Source organism: Candidatus Accumulibacter similis (assembly GCA_013347225.1).
Lineage (GTDB): Bacteria > Pseudomonadota > Gammaproteobacteria > Burkholderiales > Rhodocyclaceae > Accumulibacter > Accumulibacter similis.
On the sequence record CP054595.1, the window covers coordinates 3400792 to 3418040 of the forward strand.

General features: G+C 67.8%; 17 protein-coding genes, 1 tRNA gene and 1 pseudogene. 8 read left to right on the forward strand and 11 right to left on the reverse strand.

Annotation, left to right across the window (positions count from 1 at the left end; all coding sequences use genetic code 11):
* Positions 1-39 precede the first annotated feature (39 nt).
* Entirely contained in the window at positions 40-777 is a 738-nt protein-coding gene (locus HT579_14800; GenBank protein ID QKS30082.1) for a GntR family transcriptional regulator, read from the reverse strand.
* 210 nt (positions 778-987) lie between these two features.
* Here HT579_14800 and HT579_14805 point away from each other — a divergent pair, with 210 nt between their 5' ends.
* The 3 genes from HT579_14805 (at position 988) to HT579_14815 (ending at position 3485) form a co-directional block, all read left to right on the forward strand.
* The gene (locus HT579_14805) at positions 988-1974 is read left to right on the forward strand and encodes a malate dehydrogenase (GenBank protein ID QKS30083.1); all 987 of its coding nucleotides are present in this window, start codon (positions 988-990) and stop codon (positions 1972-1974) included.
* Positions 1975-2086: 112 nt separating this feature from the next.
* Complete coding sequence (locus tag HT579_14810; protein QKS30084.1) at positions 2087-3070, forward strand: CoA ester lyase; 984 nt, start codon at positions 2087-2089, stop codon at positions 3068-3070.
* A gap of 4 nt (positions 3071-3074) precedes the next feature.
* Positions 3075-3485, forward strand: a complete 411-nt coding sequence (locus HT579_14815; protein ID QKS30085.1) for a nucleotide pyrophosphohydrolase — start codon at positions 3075-3077, stop codon at positions 3483-3485.
* Here HT579_14815 and HT579_14820 read toward each other — a convergent pair.
* Together HT579_14820 and HT579_14825 are read right to left on the reverse strand one after the other, a co-directional pair.
* A complete protein-coding gene (locus tag HT579_14820) occupies positions 3460-4305 on the reverse strand; it encodes a 23S rRNA (adenine(2030)-N(6))-methyltransferase RlmJ (GenBank protein ID QKS30086.1) in 846 nt (281 codons plus the stop codon). The two genes, HT579_14815 and HT579_14820, sit on opposite strands and share 26 nt — an antisense overlap.
* A gap of 53 nt (positions 4306-4358) precedes the next feature.
* Positions 4359-5606, reverse strand: a complete 1248-nt coding sequence (locus HT579_14825) for a nitronate monooxygenase (protein ID QKS30087.1) — start codon at positions 5604-5606, stop codon at positions 4359-4361.
* A 237-nt stretch (positions 5607-5843) separates the two neighbouring features.
* On the opposite strand from HT579_14825, the gene folE reads away from it, so the two are divergent.
* On the forward strand, positions 5844-6488 hold the full coding sequence (folE, locus tag HT579_14830; protein QKS30088.1) for a GTP cyclohydrolase I FolE: 645 nt from the start codon (positions 5844-5846) through the stop codon (positions 6486-6488).
* Positions 6489-6567: 79 nt separating this feature from the next.
* Here the strand turns inward: folE and HT579_14835 are convergent, their stop codons facing one another.
* Entirely contained in the window at positions 6568-7383 is an 816-nt protein-coding gene (locus tag HT579_14835) for a crotonase/enoyl-CoA hydratase family protein (protein QKS31653.1), read from the reverse strand.
* 188 nt (positions 7384-7571) lie between these two features.
* On the opposite strand from HT579_14835, the gene HT579_14840 reads away from it, so the two are divergent.
* Positions 7572-8258: an RluA family pseudouridine synthase gene (locus tag HT579_14840; GenBank protein QKS30089.1), complete on the forward strand. Its 687-nt coding sequence runs from the start codon at positions 7572-7574 to the stop codon at positions 8256-8258.
* 33 nt (positions 8259-8291) lie between these two features.
* Here HT579_14840 and HT579_14845 read toward each other — a convergent pair whose 3' ends face one another.
* Positions 8292-9032, reverse strand: coding sequence for a DUF4124 domain-containing protein (locus tag HT579_14845; GenBank protein QKS30090.1), 741 nt, complete (start codon positions 9030-9032; stop codon positions 8292-8294).
* A gap of 272 nt (positions 9033-9304) precedes the next feature.
* On the opposite strand from HT579_14845, the gene HT579_14850 reads away from it, so the two are divergent.
* Positions 9305-10465, forward strand: a complete 1161-nt coding sequence (locus tag HT579_14850; protein QKS30091.1) for an NnrS family protein — start codon at positions 9305-9307, stop codon at positions 10463-10465.
* A gap of 58 nt (positions 10466-10523) precedes the next feature.
* Here HT579_14850 and HT579_14855 read toward each other — a convergent pair whose 3' ends face one another.
* The 3 genes and pseudogenes from HT579_14855 to HT579_14865 all read right to left on the reverse strand — a co-directional run bounded on the left by HT579_14855 (position 10524) and on the right by HT579_14865 (position 13376).
* Positions 10524-11723 carry an MFS transporter gene (locus tag HT579_14855; protein ID QKS30092.1) on the reverse strand — a complete coding sequence of 400 codons (1200 nt, stop codon included), beginning with the start codon at positions 11721-11723 and terminating at the stop codon, positions 10524-10526.
* 80 nt (positions 11724-11803) lie between these two features.
* Positions 11804-11998, reverse strand: a complete 195-nt coding sequence (locus HT579_14860) for a hypothetical protein (GenBank protein QKS30093.1) — start codon at positions 11996-11998, stop codon at positions 11804-11806.
* 224 nt (positions 11999-12222) lie between these two features.
* Positions 12223-13376, reverse strand: a pseudogene (locus tag HT579_14865) (IS3 family transposase).
* Positions 13377-13440: 64 nt separating this feature from the next.
* On the opposite strand from HT579_14865, the gene HT579_14870 reads away from it, so the two are divergent.
* On the forward strand, positions 13441-13800 hold the full coding sequence (locus HT579_14870; protein QKS30094.1) for a hypothetical protein: 360 nt from the start codon (positions 13441-13443) through the stop codon (positions 13798-13800).
* A gap of 106 nt (positions 13801-13906) precedes the next feature.
* Here the strand turns inward: HT579_14870 and HT579_14875 are convergent.
* The 3 genes from HT579_14875 to HT579_14885 form a co-directional block, all read right to left on the reverse strand.
* Positions 13907-13996: transfer RNA gene (locus HT579_14875), tRNA-Ser, on the reverse strand.
* A gap of 139 nt (positions 13997-14135) precedes the next feature.
* Positions 14136-15419, reverse strand: coding sequence for a serine--tRNA ligase (gene serS, locus HT579_14880; protein QKS30095.1), 1284 nt, complete (start codon positions 15417-15419; stop codon positions 14136-14138).
* Between the two features lie 2 nt (positions 15420-15421).
* Entirely contained in the window at positions 15422-16738 is a 1317-nt protein-coding gene (locus tag HT579_14885) for a replication-associated recombination protein A (GenBank protein QKS30096.1), read from the reverse strand.
* 293 nt (positions 16739-17031) lie between these two features.
* Between HT579_14885 and HT579_14890 the strand changes: the two genes are divergently transcribed.
* A complete protein-coding gene (locus tag HT579_14890; GenBank protein ID QKS30097.1) occupies positions 17032-17238 on the forward strand; it encodes a hypothetical protein in 207 nt (68 codons plus the stop codon).
* The last annotated feature ends 11 nt before the right edge of the window (positions 17239-17249 follow it).

The window sequence follows — 17249 nt, forward strand, 5'->3', positions numbered from 1 at the left end:
ACGCGTGCCTGACTCTCCCCGCATGCCGGCCGCAAGCCGTCAGCCAAGTTCGTTGTGATAATGATAATTGCGTGTCGAATAGAAACCGCGCCGCCATTCGACGGGCCGCGAACCATAGGTGAAGGTCACTCGTTCGACGAGCAGCAGCGGGCTGCCCTCACTGACCTGCAACAGCTCGGCGCTGACCCGGTCGGCGGCTATCGCCCGCAGGCGTTCGTCGGCACGGATCATGCGCACGCCATAGCGCGTCTCGAACAGGCTGTACAGTGACTCGCCGGAGCGCAGGGCGTCGAGCGACAGGTCGGGAAAGAGCTCGCTCGACAGATAGATCTCGTCGAAAACCACCGGTTCCTCGCCGAGCTTCAACAGGCGGCGAACGATGGTGATCGGTGCACCCGGCTCGAGCGCCAGCGTGCGTGCCACATCGGGACCAGCCTTGGCGCGCCAGCACTCGAGCGGCACGCTCTGCGACACCTGCAGTTCGCCCTGATTGGGGACGAGACGCAGGAAGCGGAAGGAAGACCCCGGGTCGCGGTGCGTCGCCACGAAGGTGCCCTTGCCCTGCTGGCGAACCAGCAGGTGCTCGGCCGCCATTTCGTCGATGGCCTTGCGCACGGTCCCCTGACTGACGCCGAAACGCGCCGCGAGTTCCGACTCGCTCGGGATCGGACTGCCCGGACCCCACTCGCCCGACTCCAGTTGGCGCAGGATCAGCTCCTTGATCTGCCGATACAGCGGACTGAAGGTGGGTGAATGCAGTGACGAAGACCGGCTCATGGCTCGCCATTTCAGCACAAATCGACGCTCGCGTCCATCCCGTTCGAACCCACCCATATCTTATATAAGACATAAGATATATTTGACACTGAAGAACCGGGGATCTTATCATGCACGCGATTTGCTGCCCCCGGCCACGAGCCGCCCGCGGGGCCAGGCCGATCGCCTTTCGTCCACTCACTGCAAATTTCTCACGACAGGAGCCGCATCATGTCCAAAGCCCCCATGCGCGTCGCGGTCACCGGCGCCGCCGGCCAGATTGGTTACAGCCTGCTTTTCCGGATCGCCTCCGGCGAAATGCTCGGCAAGGATCAACCGGTCATCCTCCAGCTGCTCGACCTGCCGCAAGCCCAGAAGGCCTGCCAGGGCGTGATGATGGAGCTCGAGGACTGCGCCTTCCCTCTGCTCGCCGGCATGCTCGCCACCGATGATCCGAACGTCGCCTTCAAGGACGCCGACGTCTGCCTGCTGGTCGGCGCAAGGCCACGCGGCCCGGGAATGGAGCGCGCCGATCTGCTGACCGCAAACGGTGCCATCTTCACCGTCCAGGGCAAGGCGATCGCCGAGAACGCCAGCGAGGACGTACGTGTTCTGGTCGTCGGCAACCCCTGCAACACCAATGCACTGATCGCCGGCAGCGCCGCGCGCAAGGTCGGCCGCACCAACCCGGCGAACTACCACGGCATGCTGCGGCTCGACCACAATCGCGCGCTGTCGCAGCTCGCCGCCAAGACCGGCCGCCCGGTTGCGAGCTTCAAGCAGCTCGTCGTCTGGGGCAATCACTCGCCGACGATGTACGCCGACTATCGCAACTGCACCTCGAACGGTGACAACGTCAAGGAACTGATCAACGATCCGGTGTGGAACAACGACACCTTCCTGCCGACGGTGGGCAAGCGTGGCGCGGCGATCATCGACGCCCGTGGCCTCTCGTCCGCCGCTTCGGCCGCCAACGCGGCGATCGACCACATGCGTGACTGGGTTCTCGGTTCCGACGAATGGGTGACCATGGGTGTCCCCTCCGACGGTTCCTACGACATCCCGGCAGGCATCGTCTTCGGCTTCCCGTGCGAGTGCACGGGCGGCGCGTTCAAGATCATCCAGGGAATCGCCATCGACGATTACTCGCGCGAGAAGCTGAACAAGACGCTCAAGGAACTGACCGAAGAGCGCGACGCGGTACAGCACATGCTGTAAGCGACAGCCGGCCGACTGTCAGCCGCGGCTCCGGCCGCGGTTTTTTTGCCGCCTGACCGCCGCCAGCGCGCGCTAGAATACCCGCTCGCCAACCCTTCCCTGCCGACCATCGATGCGTCACCCGAGCCAGGTTCTCTTCGCGGGCGAGAAGCCCTTCCCGATGCTGCCCGCCGTCGACCACTACGCGGGCTCCGAAAAGCTGATCGGCAAGGCGCTGCAGCTGCAGCGCGAGATCGGGCCGATCTTCGACCTCACCTGCGACTGCGAGGATGGTGCCGTCGCCGGCGCCGACGGCGAACACGCCGAGATGGTGGCCCGCGTCATCATGAGCGAGGACAACCGGCACGGCCGCGTCGGTGCACGCATCCACGACATCCGTCACCCCGCCTGGCAGCAGGACATCGAGATCATCGTCGGTGCGGCCGGGCGGCGGCTGGCCTTCCTGACGCTGCCCAAGGTCGGTGGTGTGGAAGACGTCCGCGAGCAGTTGCGCGTCGTGCAACGCGTCACCGCAGCCGCCGGCCTCGAACGGACGATCCCGCTGCATGTCCTGATCGAGACCCATGCGGCGCTGCGTGAGGCATGGCAGATAGCCGCCCTGCCCGCGGTCGAATCGCTCGATTTCGGCCTGATGGATTTCGTCAGCGCGCACCATGGCGCGATCCCCGGGTCGGCGATGAAAAGCCCGGGCCAGTTCGACCACCCATTGGTCGCCCGCGCCAAGTGCGAGATCGCCACCGCGGCGCTGGCCAATGGCGTCGTCCCTTCGCACAACGTCACCACCGAACTGCGCGACCTCGATCTCATCCACCAGGACGCGCTGCGGGCGCGCACCGAGTTCGGCTACCTGCGGATGTGGAGCATCCACCCGAACCAGATCGTGCCGATCTTCGAGGCGATGTGCCCCGACTTCTCGGAGGTCGAGGAAGCCGCCGCCATCCTCGCTGCCGCGCAGGACTGCGACTGGGGGCCGATCCAGCACCACGGCCGCTTGCACGACCGCGCCTCGTACCGCTACTACTGGGAACTGCTGGCGCGCGCCCGCGCCACCGGCATGCAGTTGCCGGAAGCCGCCCGACAGCGCTTCTTCGCCTGACACCATGAGCCTCGCGGCGCTGACGGCGCAGGTGATCGACTTTCGCGAGCAGCGCAATTGGGCCCAGTTCCACAGCCTGCGCAACCTCATCGTCTCGCTCAACCTCGAAGCAGCCGAACTGCTCGAACTGACGCAATGGAAGAGCGACGCCGAGGTCGACGCGCTGCCCGCGAGCGCCGCGACCGTCGGGGCGCTGCGCGACGAATGCGCCGACGTGCTGATCTACCTGTTGCTGATCGCCGAGCGCGCCGGCATCGACCTCGAGGAAGCGGCACGCGCCAAGCTGCTGAAAAACGCCGCGCGCTACCCGGTCGCGACCAGCTATGGCAGCAGCCGCAAGCACGGCCAGCTGCCGTCCGACGACGGCAACGACCAGCCCACGACCGCCTTCAGCGAGCCTCGCCCTCGAGCGTGAACGCGGCGCCGGCGTCCACCGCCAGCACCTGCCGCAGCCACGGCAGCGACTCCTGCAGCGTCGCCTGCAGCGTCCACGGCGGATTGATCACGAAGAGGCCGCTGCCGTGCATGCCGAAGCCGTCGGCAGCCGGCGTCCGCACGCGCAGGCTCACATGCAGCCACCTCGCGACCGGCAGGCGCTTCAGCCGTGGCGGCAGTTCGTGCGCTTCCAGCTTGTTCAGCAGCGGGTACCAGAGCAGGTAGCTGCCGCCGGGAAAACGCTGCAGGCTGTCCTTGAGTGCCAGCACGACGCGCTCGTAATCGCGCCGTTCCTCGTACGGTGGGTCGATCAGCACCAGCGCCCGCCGCGGCGGCGGCGGCAGCAGCGCCTTCAGGCCGGCGAAGCCATCCGCTGCATCGACCACCACCTGCCGGCGGCAGTCGTCGAAGTTCTCGCGCAGCCGCAGCACCTCGCGGCTGTGCAGCTCGCACAGCCGCAGCCGGTCCTGCGCACGCATCGTCCACAGCGCGAGGGTCGGCGAACCGGGGTAGATCTTCAGACGGCCGTCCGGGTTCGCCCGCCGCACGAGGTCGACGTAGTCGCCGACCGCCGGTGGCAGATCCTTGCGCTGCCAGAGGCGGCCGATGCCGTCGCGATGTTCGCCGAGCTTCTCTGCCGCGGGCGAATCGAGCGCGTAGCTGCCGGCGCCGGCGTGCGTGTCGATGTACCAGAACGCCTTGTCCTTCTGCGCCAGATGGCGGGCCATCTGCACCAGCACCACGTGCTTGAGGACATCGGCGTGGTTGCCGGCGTGAAAGGCATGGCGGTAACTCAGCACCGCCTATCGCCCCGCTCCGCTGAGAAAGACGGCGCCGTGCACCGGCAGCGAGTTCACTGGCCGGGAACCTGGATCTGGCCGTCGGTACTGAACTGGTAGTCGCGAAAGATGTGTTCGGCGTCGAGCAACTGGTAGCTGCCGTCGGGCAGACGGCGCGACGTATCCTTCAGCCGGTAGGCATAGTGACCGCAGGTCCAGCAGTCGAAGTTGCGCATCTGTGTGCACAGGCAGGTCTTGTCCTTCACCGAGATGCGCTTGACGCCGGGGTTGGCCGCCACCTCGCGATTGTAGGCGCTGATGTACGAGCAGTTGCCGGTACTGTCGAGCAGGTAGCCGTAGGCCTCACAGTTCGGCCGGATGCCGTCACCGATCGCCGGGCTGTTGCTCAGCATGCGCATCGGGTAGCCGGTGGGCGAGATCTGGTTGACCTCGATCTGGTCCTCGCTGGCGGCGAAATAGCGCTGCTTGACATCTTCCGGCAGGCCGCACTCGCGGGAGACGGTGAAGCGCGTCGCCACCTGCACTGCGGCGGCACCCTGGTCGAGGAACGAGACGGCGTCGCTGCCGGTGAAGATGCCGCCCGCCGGGATCAACGGAATGTCGAGTTGCTCCGCCTGCAGGTAGCCATGAATCTCCTTGAAGATCGTCGCCAGGTCGTACTGTGCCCAGTCCATGCCGAAACCGAGGTGGCCACCGGCCAGCGGTCCCTCGACGATGACGTAGTCGGGCAGACGGTTGCTGCGCGCCGTCTTGCGCAGGAAGAGCTGCAGCGCGCGCAGCGAGGAAACGATGATCCCCAGCTTGGCATCACGAAAACGCGGATGGTCCTCGATCAGCGCGAACGAGCCGAGATGCAGGCCGGCGGCCAGCGTGATGCCGTCGATGCCGGCGTCGAGCGCCGCCGCCATGCGCACACGCAGCGTTTCGCGCGGCGAATTCATCGTCAGCTTCTCCATGCAGTTCACGAAGATCAGGCCGTCACCGCGCTTCGCCTCCATCGTTCGCCCGATGTGCATGTGCGTCGCTTCGGCAAGCTGGCCGAGATCGAAGCGGACCACCGACTTGTCGGAGTTGGCGACGTTGAATTTGTACTGCTGCAGCTTGTCCTTGACGAACTTGGCGTTGAACCGTCGATCGGCGACGGTGTTGACCATCGCGTCGGAGATGTGGCCGATGCCGCCAAGCCGGGCTGCCTCGAGCGCCAGTTCGGCGGTCGAGATGTCCACTCCCATGCCGCCGATCACGATCGGCACGAGTTCCTTCGTGCCGAACCGCAAGCGAAAATCATCAACGCGCTTCATCCACTTCCTTCCCAAGCCGGGTCTGCGCCCCCACAGATCGGACTGCAGGCGATCATCGAAATGGCTCAAGGCCCGAATTATCGCTCATCGCGCGCGCGCGTGGCGCCCTGCGGCGCGTGAAATCACCGTCTTCAGGCGGCCCGTCGCGAATTCGCCACGCCCTGGCCGTCGCCATCCGGAGCGGCAGCCGGCGGCGTGTATGATGATGCCCTCAGCCATGCCGGACGAAAGGCGACGATGACCGACTGCAGCCACCCCGAGCCCGCCGCCGCCAGCACAGGCACGATCGGCATTCCCCGCCAGCAGCCATTCGATGCAGCGGCCTTCGAAAGAGCGGTCGTCGACCTGCTGCGCGCGTGCGGCATCGCCGCCGATGCCGAACACATGGGACGCACGCCGCAGCGCGTGCGCGAACTCTGGCAGCGCCGCCTGCTCGGCGGCTACGATCTCGATCCGGCGACCGCCCTCGGCGACGGCTTCGCCGACCAGCGCAGCGACCTCGTCATCGTCCGCGGCATCGCCGTGCATGGCGTCTGCCCGCACCACCTGGTACCGTTTCGCGGCGTCGCCCATGTCGCCTACCTGCCGGGTGGACGCCTGCACGGCTTCGGCCGCATCGCGCGCATGGTCGACGCCATCGGCCACCGCTTCACCTACCAGGAATGGATGACGCGCGACATCGCCGAGGCGCTGATGCGGCACGGCAGGGCGCGCGGCGCGGCCTGCGTCATCGAGGCCGAGCAGTTGTGCCTGCTGCTCGGCGAGGACCGGCGCGGTGACGAGCGCGTCATCACGCAGTCATTCTGCGGCGACTTCGAACGCTCGCCGCAGTGGCGCAGCGAGTTCCAGCGCGCCATCGCCGGCAGCCGCCGCCACGACTGAAGGCCGCGCCGCGGCAAGGCCCCGGCGGCTACGGCGGCGCGAAGCCCGCAGCCAGAAGCGACGGTCGCGCCGGCGGCGCTCAGTCGCGGAAGCGCGGCGGCCGCCGTTCGCGCATCGCCGCCATCGTCTCGTCGAGGTCGGCCGACATCAGCATCGCCGCGTTCCAGGTCGCGACATGGTTCAGGCCGTCGGCGACCGAATGGTCGCGGCCATAGTTGAGCATCTCCTTGGTGCCGCGAATCGCCAGCGGCGACTTGCCGGCGATGCCGCGGGCGATCTCGCGCACGCCGGCGAGCAACTCGTCGGGGCCGGCGAAGACGCGATTGACGAGACCGATGCGCTCCGCCTCGACGGCATCGACGCTGCGACCGGTGTAGGCGAGCTCGCGCGCGACGCCGTCGGCGATGAGTTTCGGCAGCCGCTGCAGCGTGCCGACGTCGGCGGTCATCCCGACATCGATCTCGCGCACCGAGAACTGCGCATCGGCGGCCGCGTACCGCATGTCGCAGCAGGTCACGAGATCGATCGCGCCACCGATGCAGGCACCGTGGATCGCCGCCAGCACCGGCTTGCGGCAACGCTCGACGCTCGTCAGGCAATCCTGCAGGTCGAGGATCAGCCGCCGCAGCGCCTCGCGGCTGCGCGCCGGGTCGGCGTCGGCAACCACCGCAGCGACGCTCGCCAGCATCGCCAGGTCGATGCCGGCGCAGAAATTGCGGCCGGCGCCGGCGAGCACGACGACGCGCACCGCCGGCGTCGCGTCCGCCCAGTTGCAGGCGATGCGCAGTTCCTGCCACATCGCCTCGTTGATCGCGTTCGAACGTTCCGGTCGATTGAGACGAAGCTCGGCAAGTCCCTCGTTCAACTCGACGGCAATCGTCGTCAGTTGCGGCATGGTCGTAGTCATCGCTTCTCCTGAAGATCACGCGCGTGGCTGGCAGGCGCGCTGCGCGCACCGGCGCCGGACGGCGGGCAACGCCGACGCAGTGTACCCGATCGGCGCACCCGAGCGGCGGCAGCCGCCGCCGCGAGTCGCGGAAAATGCGCGACAATCGCGTCCACTCCCGCCGTCCCGGACGCACGATGCCGCAGCACCTGCCGTCGACACTCGCCGCCCTGCCCTACGCGCCGCCAGCCGACGATGGCGTCGACATCGTGTACCGCGACGCGTCGCTGCTGCTGGTCAACAAGCCGGCTGGCCTGCTCGCCGTACCCGGCCGCGGCGACGGCAAGGACGACTGCCTGCTGCGGCGCGTGCAGGCGATCGTCGCCGACGCGCTGATCGTCCATCGCCTCGACCTGCACACCTCCGGCCTGCTGCTCCTGGCGCGCGGCCGCGAGATGCAGCGACGGCTCGCCGGTGACTTCGCCGCACGCCGGGTGCACAAGCGCTACCTGGCGGTGGTCTGCGGGCGCCTGCCGGCGGCGGGCGGCGCGATCGACCTGCCGCTCTCCGCCGACTGGCCGCAACGGCCACGGCAGCGGGTCGACCGGCTGGCCGGCAAACCGTCGCTCACCCGTTACCAGGTGCTCGGCCACGACCCCGCGAGCAACCGCTCGCGGCTGGCCCTCTTTCCCGAAACCGGCCGCACCCACCAGTTGCGCGTCCACCTGCAGGCTCTCGGCCATGCGATCGTCGGCGACCTGCTCTATGGCGACGCCAGCGGCGCCGGCGATGCCGGCCGGCTCCTGCTGCACGCCGACCAGTTGCGCTTCATCCATCCCGCCAGCGGCAGGCCGCTCTGCGTCGACTCGCCGGCGCCGTTCTGACGGCCGGCGCGGCGAGCGCCACGGCAGCGACCGTCACGGGCAGAGGTGTCCCTGTTCCAGCATGCGCTCGATGGCGTTCTCGCCATAGGCCTTCCAGAGCGCCGAATCCACCCGTGAGCGGATCTGCTGGCGGTGCGTTCCCAGCAACTCGCGCGCTGTCCTGTCGCGGTACAGGCGCACCACCACCTCGTAATTGCGGCAGCGGACGGTGTCGAACGGCGGCGAGACCAGCGACACCTCCTGCGCCTTGACCTCCGGGAAGCCCGGCGCCCGCAGTTCAGCGCCGGCTCGCAGCGGCTTGCGTCCATCGAGCTGGTTCTCGAACTCTGCCTCAAGGTAGGCACCGACCGGGACATCCGGGTGCACCCACAACTGCAGGACGAACGTGTGCAGCAGGCGCGACGATTGCCGCTCGTCGCAGGTGACGCCGGTACCCAACGTCCGCATGTATTGCGAGGTCGCATTCTCGAGCAACGGCTCGGGCGGGACGCCGCTCGCCTTGCCCGGCCACCGCGCCGCGTCGCGCTGCGCGCGCGCCGCTGCCGCCGCCGCGACCGCATGCCGTTCGCGTTCGGCCCGCTGCCGCGCTTCGTCGACCTGCCGTGAGGTCGGGGCTGGCGCACACGGAACCTCGGTAGCCGGTGCGTCGTCCGCCGGAACATCGGAAAAATGGACCTGGCCCTGCCTGTCCACCCACCGGTAGACCTTCTGCGCCAACGCCTGGCTGGCGAAAAGAAGGATCGCCACGGCTAGGAGCAGCCCGGATCGTCGCATGCCTCCCCCTGTCGAATCATCCAGCCGCCGGCTGCCGCCCCGGCCGGTCGCAGCGCCACAGCCGGCCGCACAGCGGCGCCCGTCGGCAGGCGTGCGGCAGCGACCCCGCCGATCCCCCAGCGTTGGCGCGACATGGATTCTCCTCCAGGACCCACCGGCCGGCAAGCGGCGGATCGTCGCCAGCACCCTGCTCCCGACGCGTCGCGACAGGCCGCCGCCGCCCGGCTATACTGCGCCCTCCCGCGCCCATGCCGACACCCTGCACCTGCCCGATGAACTTCGTGAACCATCCCCTCTGGCTGGTCGGCTTCCGCCCGTTCTTCGCCCTTGCCTGCCTCGCGGGCCTCAGCCTGCCGGTCGTCTGGACGCTGATCCTCGCCGGCACGATCGCGCCGCCGCCGGCGCCGTTCTCGCCCAGCCAGTGGCACGCGCACGAAATGTTCTTCGGCTTCGGCTGGGCGGTTCTCGGCGGCTTCCTGCTCACCGCCAGCAAGAACTGGGTGAAGGTCCGCGGCTACCACGGCCTGCCGCTGATCATCCTCGTCGCCGCCTGGCTGCTCGAGCGTGCCGGCATGTGGTTTGCGGGCGCGCTGCCGCCACTCGTCTTCCGCCTCGCGAGCAACCTCTTCCTCGCCGGCATCGTCGGCATGCTGTCGTGGACGCTGCTCCGCCACCGCGACACCGATTCGTTCCGCGACAACCATTTCTTCCTCATCATCCTGCCACTGTTCCTGGTCGCCAAGACCCTGCTGCTCGGCAGCGAATCGTTCGCGGCCGGCGCGGCGATGACGCTGGCGCTGTTCCGCGTCGCCTTCCTCGTCATGCTCGAGCGGACCGTCACCCAGTTCATGAAGAACGCGCTCGGCGCCGACATCCTGCGCAACCCGCTGCTCGATTCGTCGATCAAGCTGCTGGCCCTGCTGCTCGTCGCCGGCAGCCTGCTGCCGCCGGCCTTCAGCGCGGCGCTGTCGCTGCTGCTGGCGCTGCTGCTCGCCGTCCGCTTCGCCTTCTGGCAGCCGCAGCGGGCGCTGCGCCGGCTGGAAATCGGCATCATGTACCTCGGCTACCTGGCGATCGTCGCGCAACTCGTGCTGCAGGGAAGCGAACTGCTGGCGCCGCCGCCGTGGCTCGGCTCGCTCGCCACGCACGTGTTCACCTTCGGCGCCATGGGGCTGGTCATCCCGGCGATGCTGATCCGCATCTGCAAGGGCCATACCGGCCGGCCGCTGGTCTTCGACCGTCTCGATCGCAGCGTGCTCTGGATCATGATCGCCGGCTTCGTCATCCGCACAGTCCTGTCGCAGTTCGACCCCGGCCACTACCTCCTCTGGATCCAGCTCGCCGCCGCCTGCTGGTTCACCTGCTTCACCCTCCTCGCCTGGCGTTACATTCCCATTCTCGTCAAGCCACGGGCGGACGGCAGGGAGCACTGAGGCGATGGCGGCGCAAGGCCACGCCGGCTGCGCCCGGCAGGCAGACGCCGCGCCGCCGCTACACGCCCGACACCCGCCGCAACCGCAGCAACAGCAGAAGCGCCGCCACCCACACCGCCACCGGCAGCCATTCGAGCAGCGCTCCGGTGCCACCGCCACCGGCAGCCGCCAGGCTCAGCCGCGACATCGCCGCCACCGCCAGCGTCGCCATCAGCGCACCGGTGTGACGGCCGCTCTGCAGGGGATCGCCACGCTCGGCAGCGACGCCGATCGACGTGCAAAGGATGCAGCCCCAGAGCGCCCCGACGACGAACTGGCTCGGCAACAGGACGACCAATGAACCGGCGAGCGCTGCGCTGCCGAGTGCCAGCGCGCCGGCGGCCGCCGACCCTTGCAGCACCGCCAGCGCGCCGCGGGCGCGGACGAGCCGGCCGACCGCCAGCAGCCCGATGCTGAAGCCGGCCCAGAAGACCGGCAGCAGCCACGGCAGCAGCGCCGCGTCGGCCAGGCGCCTGAACTGCGCCGCCGAGTTGATCGCCGTATGCACCTGCTGGCCGAAGGCGAACAACAGCGCGATCAGCAGCAGGACACTCCAGCCGGCCGCCTGCGCCCGCCGGCCGCCGGCGACGTCCGCCGCGACCGCCACCGGCTGCGGCGGCGGCAGCGCCCGCTCGACGGCAACCAGCGCCAGCGCCGTCACGCCCACCGCCAGCGCGCTGAGTGCAAACGGCAGCGCCGGATCGACCCCCTTGAGGACGATCGCCAGGTACGGCGCCAGCGCCGAAGCGAGCGCCAGGCCGAGCAGCTGGATGCCGGCGAGCCGTGGCATCGCCGCGCGCGCGGCGTGCCGGGACAGCAGGACGTAGGGCGGCGCCCGCAGGGCTGCCGAAGCAGCGACCCAGACCGCGGTGGCGAACAGGAAGACGGCCGGCATCGCCGCCAGCCAGGGCAGCAGCAGCATCGCCGCCGCCGCCACGGCCGACAGCAGGACGAGCATCGCGCCGATCCGCCGCAACGCGGCGCGTGCCCGGTCGACGGCAACGCCGATCGACCAGTCGGCGAGCGCGAAGAGCAACTGGTCGGCCGCCAGCAGCCAGGGTAGGTGGCGCTTGTCCAACCCGCCGCGCGCCAGCAGTTCGGGCAGGAAGATGACGTAGACCACCCAGCCGAGCGAGAAGAAGAACTCGACGCCGGCAAGGAGCCAGGCGGCGCGGCTGGCAGCAGCGTCGCTGGAAGAACAGGTCGACGTGGTGGGCATGGCCGTCATCCTCGCAGCAAAAGCGCGCGAGGCCAAGAGTCCCGGCAACTGGTGGCGCGGCGGAGCGGGTTCCCGGCGGGCTACGGATCGGCATCGCTCGCCTGCCGCCGGAGGAGAATGATGTCCGGCACGCGCTGCGCGCGCGGCGGCTTGATCAGACCGGGTGGCGCCCAGGGCTTCTTCGGCACGTGCTCGCAGTGGGAGTCGAGCCCGTACAGATCAAGCTTTACCGAACTCCAGTAGTGCGTCTGGCGCCGGTCGGTGAGCCAATCCACCAAGCCGGCCTCGATCGGATCGTCGATCTGATGGTCGAAGCAGTTCCCTGGAGTTGGAGTTGCCCCTATCGGGTGGACAGGTTAGCGCTTGGTTTTCAAGCGGGTTGAGCCTCCTCGGGCGTAGGGTTATCCACGGCGCCGCCGCTGGCCCCTCTCAGGCCAGAGGCGAGCGGCGCGGTGGATAACCCGGGTTCGGGGCTGGCTGACTGCACAGAGTGGTGGTGTTTCTTTTCGTAGTTCATGGGTGACAGATAGCCGAGCGCGGAATGGCGCCGGCGCGGGTTGTACCAGCCTTCGATCCAGGTGAACACGGCCAGGCGAGCCTCGGTTTTGGTGCGGAAGGTGTTGCGGTCCAGCAGTTCGCATTCCAGACTGGCAAAGAAACTCTCCGCCATGGCGTTGTCGTAGGCATCGCCTACGGTGCCCATGGACGGCTGGATGCCCATTTCCCGGGAGCGCTTGCCGAAGGCCAGGGCGGAATACTGGCTGCCTTGGTCGCTGTGGTGGATCACCCCGTGGGGTTTGCGCGTGGCCACGGCCATGTTGAGCGCCGAAAGCACGAGTTCCGTGCGCATATGCTCGCCGATGGACCAACCGACGACCCGCCGGCTGAACACGTCCAGCACCATGGCCAAATAGATGAAGCCCTGCCAGGTCGGCACGTAGGTCATGTCGGCCACCCAAAGGCGATTGGGTGCGTCCGCCACGAACTGGCGCTTTACCAGATCGGGCGCCGGATCACGGTCCGGATCACGCCGGGTGGTGACCACGTAGCCACGGCGGCGGCTCACGCCCTGCAAGCCCGCCAGGCGCATCAGGCGGGCGACCCGCTTCTGGCTGACGGTCTCGCCTTGCTCCAGCAGTTCGGCCCGAACCCGGGGGCGGCCGTAGCTCCCGCCGGATTCCTTGTGGATCAGCCGGATACGCTCGGTCAGCACGGCATTCGCCACGGCGCGCGGGCTGGGCGCCCGCTGTCGCCAAGCATAGAAGCCGCTGACCGAGACACGCAGCACGCGGCACAGGGTACGCACGGGGAAGTCGGCCTGGCGCGCCATCACGAGTTCGAAGAGTTCGAGGTGGAACCTTCGCTCCTTCTGGCGAACCAGGCCGTAGCCTTTGCCAAGATGTCGCGCTCCATCTTCAGCTGCCGGTTCTCCCGGCGCAGCTTGGCCAGTTCAGCCCGCTCGGTACTGCTCAAGCCCTCCTTGCCAGGCAAGGGCTTGCCGGCGTCGCGGGCTGCTTGCGCCAGCCAATTGACAATGGTCTGGCTGGTCGGCCCGAACTCCCGAGACAACTCTTGCGGGCTTCGGCCAGCCTGCGCCAGTTCGATGATCTGTTGGCGAAACTCCGCCGGGTACGGTGGTCTGCTTTGCGGCATCTTGGACTCCTTGTTGCGTAAGCATCAGGTGTCCACCGAAAAGGGTCAACTCCAGAGGGCGATCATGCTGACCGATCCGGACAGCGGCGGCCGCTCAGAGCTTGGGCGGCTGATCGATCGCATCCGGGCGCGCAGCGTGCGAAGCTTGTGGCTGTTGGCAACGCCAGAGGGCAAGCAGCTCACTAAGGGAATGCTTCGCCTGCGTTTCACAGCAGCGCGCGAGGCTGCAGCAGGTCGAGCTGAAGAGTCCGCGGATCTCGTCCTGGCGGCACGCATCAGGCAGTTTCAGTTCCGTGACGCGCGCCCAAAAGCGGCCAGCGAAATGGCCCTGGACCACGCCAGCGACCTGCTTGGGCACAGCGACAAGCAGATCACCAAGGTCGTCTATCAGCGCGTCGGCAAACGGGTGAAACCAACAAAGTAGCCGGGGTTGCGGAAATGATTTCCGCAAGTTGCGGAAATGGGGCGATTTCCAGGCAATGACAAGCGGCAACAGACTTCGAAAAACTAACCAGTAATCAGCAGGTTACTGGCGGAGAGGGAGGGATTCGAACCCTCGGTAGGCTCACACCTACGCCTGATTTCGAGTCAGGTACATTCGGCCACTCTGCCACCTCTCCGTCGGGCGCGAATATTAGCACAGGAACGCCCGCATGCACCGGTCGCGAACCTGGCCGCTGGAACTTTTCTGCGCCGGCGCCCCTGGACGCCCGATCGCCAGGCTGGCGCTGCCGGCACGCACTGGCGACGCGGACCCGCTCACTTCGCCACGATCGTCGCGATGCCGCCAAAATACGGCCGCAATACCTCCGGAATGCTGATGCTGCCGTCGGCGTTCTGATGGTTCTCCATCACCGCCACGAGCGTGCGCCCGACAGCGAGCCCCGACCCGTTCAGGGTATGCACGAGTTCGGTCCGGTTGCGCTCGTTGCGATAGCGCGCCTGCATTCGCCTCGCCTGGAAAGCCTCGAAGTTGGAGCACGAGGAGATCTCGCGGTAGGCGTTCTGCGCCGGCAGCCAGACCTCGAGATCGTAGGTCTTGGCCGACGAGAAGCCCATGTCGCCGGTGCACAGGGTGACCCGCCGGTACGGCAGCTCGAGCAGTTCAAGGATGCGCTCGGCATGCCCGGTCAGCTCCTCGTGCGCCGACTGCGAGTCTGCCGGGGCAACGATCTGCACCAGCTCGACCTTGTCGAACTGGTGTTGGCGGATCATGCCGCGGGTATCGCGACCGTAGGAGCCGGCTTCCGAGCGGAAACAGGGCGTGTGGCAGACGAGCTTGAGCGGCATATCGGTCGCCGCCAGAATCTCGTTGCGAACGATGTTGGTGACCGGCACTTCGGCGGTCGGAATCAGGTACAGCGGCTCGGCGTCGGGACGTGGAATGCGGAACAGATCCTCCTCGAACTTGGGCAACTGGCCGGTCCCGGTCAGGCTGGCGGCGTTGACTAGGTAGGGCGAGTAGACTTCCTGATAGCCGTGTTCGGCGGTGTGCGTATCGAGCATGAACTGCGCAAGGACGCGGTGCAGGCGCGCCAGCGGACCGCGGATCAGGCAGAAGCGCGTGCCGGCGATCTTGGCGGCGGTGGCGAAGTCAAGCTGAGCCAGGGCTTCACCGAGGTCGACATGATCCCTGACGGGGAAATCGAAGCTGCGTGGTGTTCCCCAGCGCTTCATCTCGGCGTTGTCGGCATCGGATCGGCCGACCGGCACGCTCTCGTGCGGCGGATTGGGCAGCGTCGCCAGAAAATCGTCGAGTTCCTTCAGCAACCCGCCAAGTCGTGCCTCATTGGTGTCCAGCTCTTCCTTCAGCGCCGCCACCTGCTGCATCAGCGGCGCGGCATCCTCGCCCCGTGCCCTGAGCACGCCAACCTGTTTCGACAGACTGTTGCGCGTCGCCTGCAATTCCTGCGTACGTGTCTGCAGTAGTTTCCGCTCGCTCTCCAGCCGCTGAAAACCGGCACGGTCGAGGATGAAGCCGCGTGTCGCGAGCCGCTCGGCGACGGCATCGATGTTGTTGCGCAACAGCTGGATGTCAAGCATGCTCAGTCCTTGTCTTCTCTTGCCTGGCGATCGAGTTCGCGCAGGTGGGCGAGCTTTTCGCCGATCCGGATCTCGAGCCCACGCGCCACCGGCCGATACCATTCGACCGTCGGCATGCCCTGCGGGAAGTAACTCTCGCCGGCGGCATAGGCTTCCGGCTCGTCGTGCGCATAGCGATAGTCCCTGCCGTGGCCAAGGGTCTTCATCAGCCGCGTCGGCGCATTGCGCAAGTGGAGCGGCACCGGCCGCGAAGCATCGCTGCCGATGAAGCCGCGCGCGGCATTATACGCGAGGTAGCCGGCGTTCGACTTGGCTGCCATCGCCAGGTAGAGGACCGCCTGCGCCAGCGCCAGCTCGCCCTCGGGTGAGCCGAGACGTTCGAAGGTTTCGGCAGCGTCGAGTGCGATGCGCGCGGCACGCGGGTCGGCCAGACCGACGTCTTCCCAGGCCATGCGAACGATCCGCCGCGCCAGGTAACGCGGGTCGGCGCCGCCATCGAGCATCCGGCAGAACCAGTACAGAGCCGCATCCGGCGAGGAACCACGGACGGCCTTGTGCAGCGCCGAAATCTGGTCGAAGAAGGCGTCGCCCCCCTTGTCGAATCGCCGCAGGCTCTGCGCCATCGCCTGCTCGACGAAGGCACCGTCGATCGTCTGCGGCAGCACTTCCCTGCTCGCCGTGGCGAACTGTTCGATGACGTTCAGCAGTCGCCGGGCATCGCCATCGGCGAAGCCGATCAGCCGCACACGCGCCTCGTCGCTGACACTCGTGCCGGGCAACGCGTAGCGTAAGGCGCGTTCGAGGAGTTCGCCCATCTCTTCTGGCGACAGCGGCTGCAGGAGGTAGACCGCAGCGCGCGAGAGCAGCGCCGAGTTGAGCTCGAACGACGGATTCTCGGTCGTCGCACCGACGAACGTCAGCAACCCGCCTTCGACGTAGGGCAGGAAGGCGTCCTGCTGTGCCTTGTTGAAACGATGCACCTCGTCGACGAAGAGAATCGTCCGCCGGCCGCTGCGCGCACGGCCGACTTCGGCCCTGGCGACCGCCTCGCGTATGTCCCTGACTCCGGCAAGAACGGCCGAGAGGGCGATGAACTCGGCAGCGAAGGCATCCGCCATCAGGCGAGCCAGGGTCGTCTTGCCGACCCCGGGCGGCCCCCAGAGGATCATGCTGTGCGGCTGGCCGGACTGAAAGGCGACGGCGAGTGGCTTGCCCTCCCCGAGCAGGTGGGTCTGGCCGATCACTTCGGCCAGCGTCCGCGGCCGCAGCCGCTCAGCAAGCGGCACGTGCGTGTGCTCTTCGGTGGACAGGCCGGTCATTTCTCTTTCCCTTCAGGCAGCAAGCGACACGACCGACATCGGCCGGCAACCGAAGTCCGCCCGGACGGCCCGCGCAGCACGCATGTTAAGGGCTTTTTGCCGCCCGCCGACGATGACGGACGCCGGCGATCGCCCCGCCACGCGCCGCAAGCGTGCCGGCCGTTGGTGACGCGGCGCGGTCCGGGCCGCCGTTGGCGACACGATCGCGATCGTGAAATCCCGCACGGGCGCTTTCGCCGGGCAAGCGTATCGTCGCGGCATCGCTTCGAGCAATGATGACAGGAGGGATCGAGTTGAAGACCGAAAGAGTCCGCAGTGGCAGCGACCGGCGCCAGGTCGACCTCGGGCGGCCTGGCAGGCTCCCGGAACGTCGGCGGCAACCCGAGCGCCGGCTGCCGGAGCTGAGCGAAGCGACCGAGATCTCGTTCGAAGGCTTTCAGCTACTGCTCGCCGAGGCCAACGGACGCGCCGGCAAGCGGCGATCAGCCGTGCGCGGCTAAGCGACACCGCC

Excerpts from the sequence above, each read along its gene's own strand:
- HT579_14815 (QKS30085.1), top strand. The coding sequence starts at position 3,075 with ATGAGCCTCGCGGCGCTGACGGCGCAGGTGATCGACTTTCGCGAGCAG.
- HT579_14805 (QKS30083.1), top strand. The coding sequence starts at position 988 with ATGTCCAAAGCCCCCATGCGCGTCGCGGTCACCGGCGCCGCCGGCCAG.
- HT579_14840 (QKS30089.1), top strand. The coding sequence starts at position 7,572 with ATGCCGCAGCACCTGCCGTCGACACTCGCCGCCCTGCCCTACGCGCCG.
- HT579_14825 (QKS30087.1), bottom strand. The coding sequence starts at position 5,606 with ATGAAGCGCGTTGATGATTTTCGCTTGCGGTTCGGCACGAAGGAACTC.
- serS (QKS30095.1), bottom strand. The coding sequence starts at position 15,419 with ATGCTTGACATCCAGCTGTTGCGCAACAACATCGATGCCGTCGCCGAG.
- HT579_14835 (QKS31653.1), bottom strand. The coding sequence starts at position 7,383 with ATGCCGCAACTGACGACGATTGCCGTCGAGTTGAACGAGGGACTTGCC.
- HT579_14885 (QKS30096.1), bottom strand. The coding sequence starts at position 16,738 with ATGACCGGCCTGTCCACCGAAGAGCACACGCACGTGCCGCTTGCTGAG.
- HT579_14855 (QKS30092.1), bottom strand. The coding sequence starts at position 11,723 with ATGCCCACCACGTCGACCTGTTCTTCCAGCGACGCTGCTGCCAGCCGC.
- HT579_14850 (QKS30091.1), top strand. The coding sequence starts at position 9,305 with ATGAACTTCGTGAACCATCCCCTCTGGCTGGTCGGCTTCCGCCCGTTC.
- HT579_14870 (QKS30094.1), top strand. The coding sequence starts at position 13,441 with ATGCTGACCGATCCGGACAGCGGCGGCCGCTCAGAGCTTGGGCGGCTG.
- HT579_14800 (QKS30082.1), bottom strand. The coding sequence starts at position 777 with ATGAGCCGGTCTTCGTCACTGCATTCACCCACCTTCAGTCCGCTGTAT.
- HT579_14845 (QKS30090.1), bottom strand. The coding sequence starts at position 9,032 with ATGCGACGATCCGGGCTGCTCCTAGCCGTGGCGATCCTTCTTTTCGCC.
- HT579_14810 (QKS30084.1), top strand. The coding sequence starts at position 2,087 with ATGCGTCACCCGAGCCAGGTTCTCTTCGCGGGCGAGAAGCCCTTCCCG.
- folE (QKS30088.1), top strand. The coding sequence starts at position 5,844 with ATGACCGACTGCAGCCACCCCGAGCCCGCCGCCGCCAGCACAGGCACG.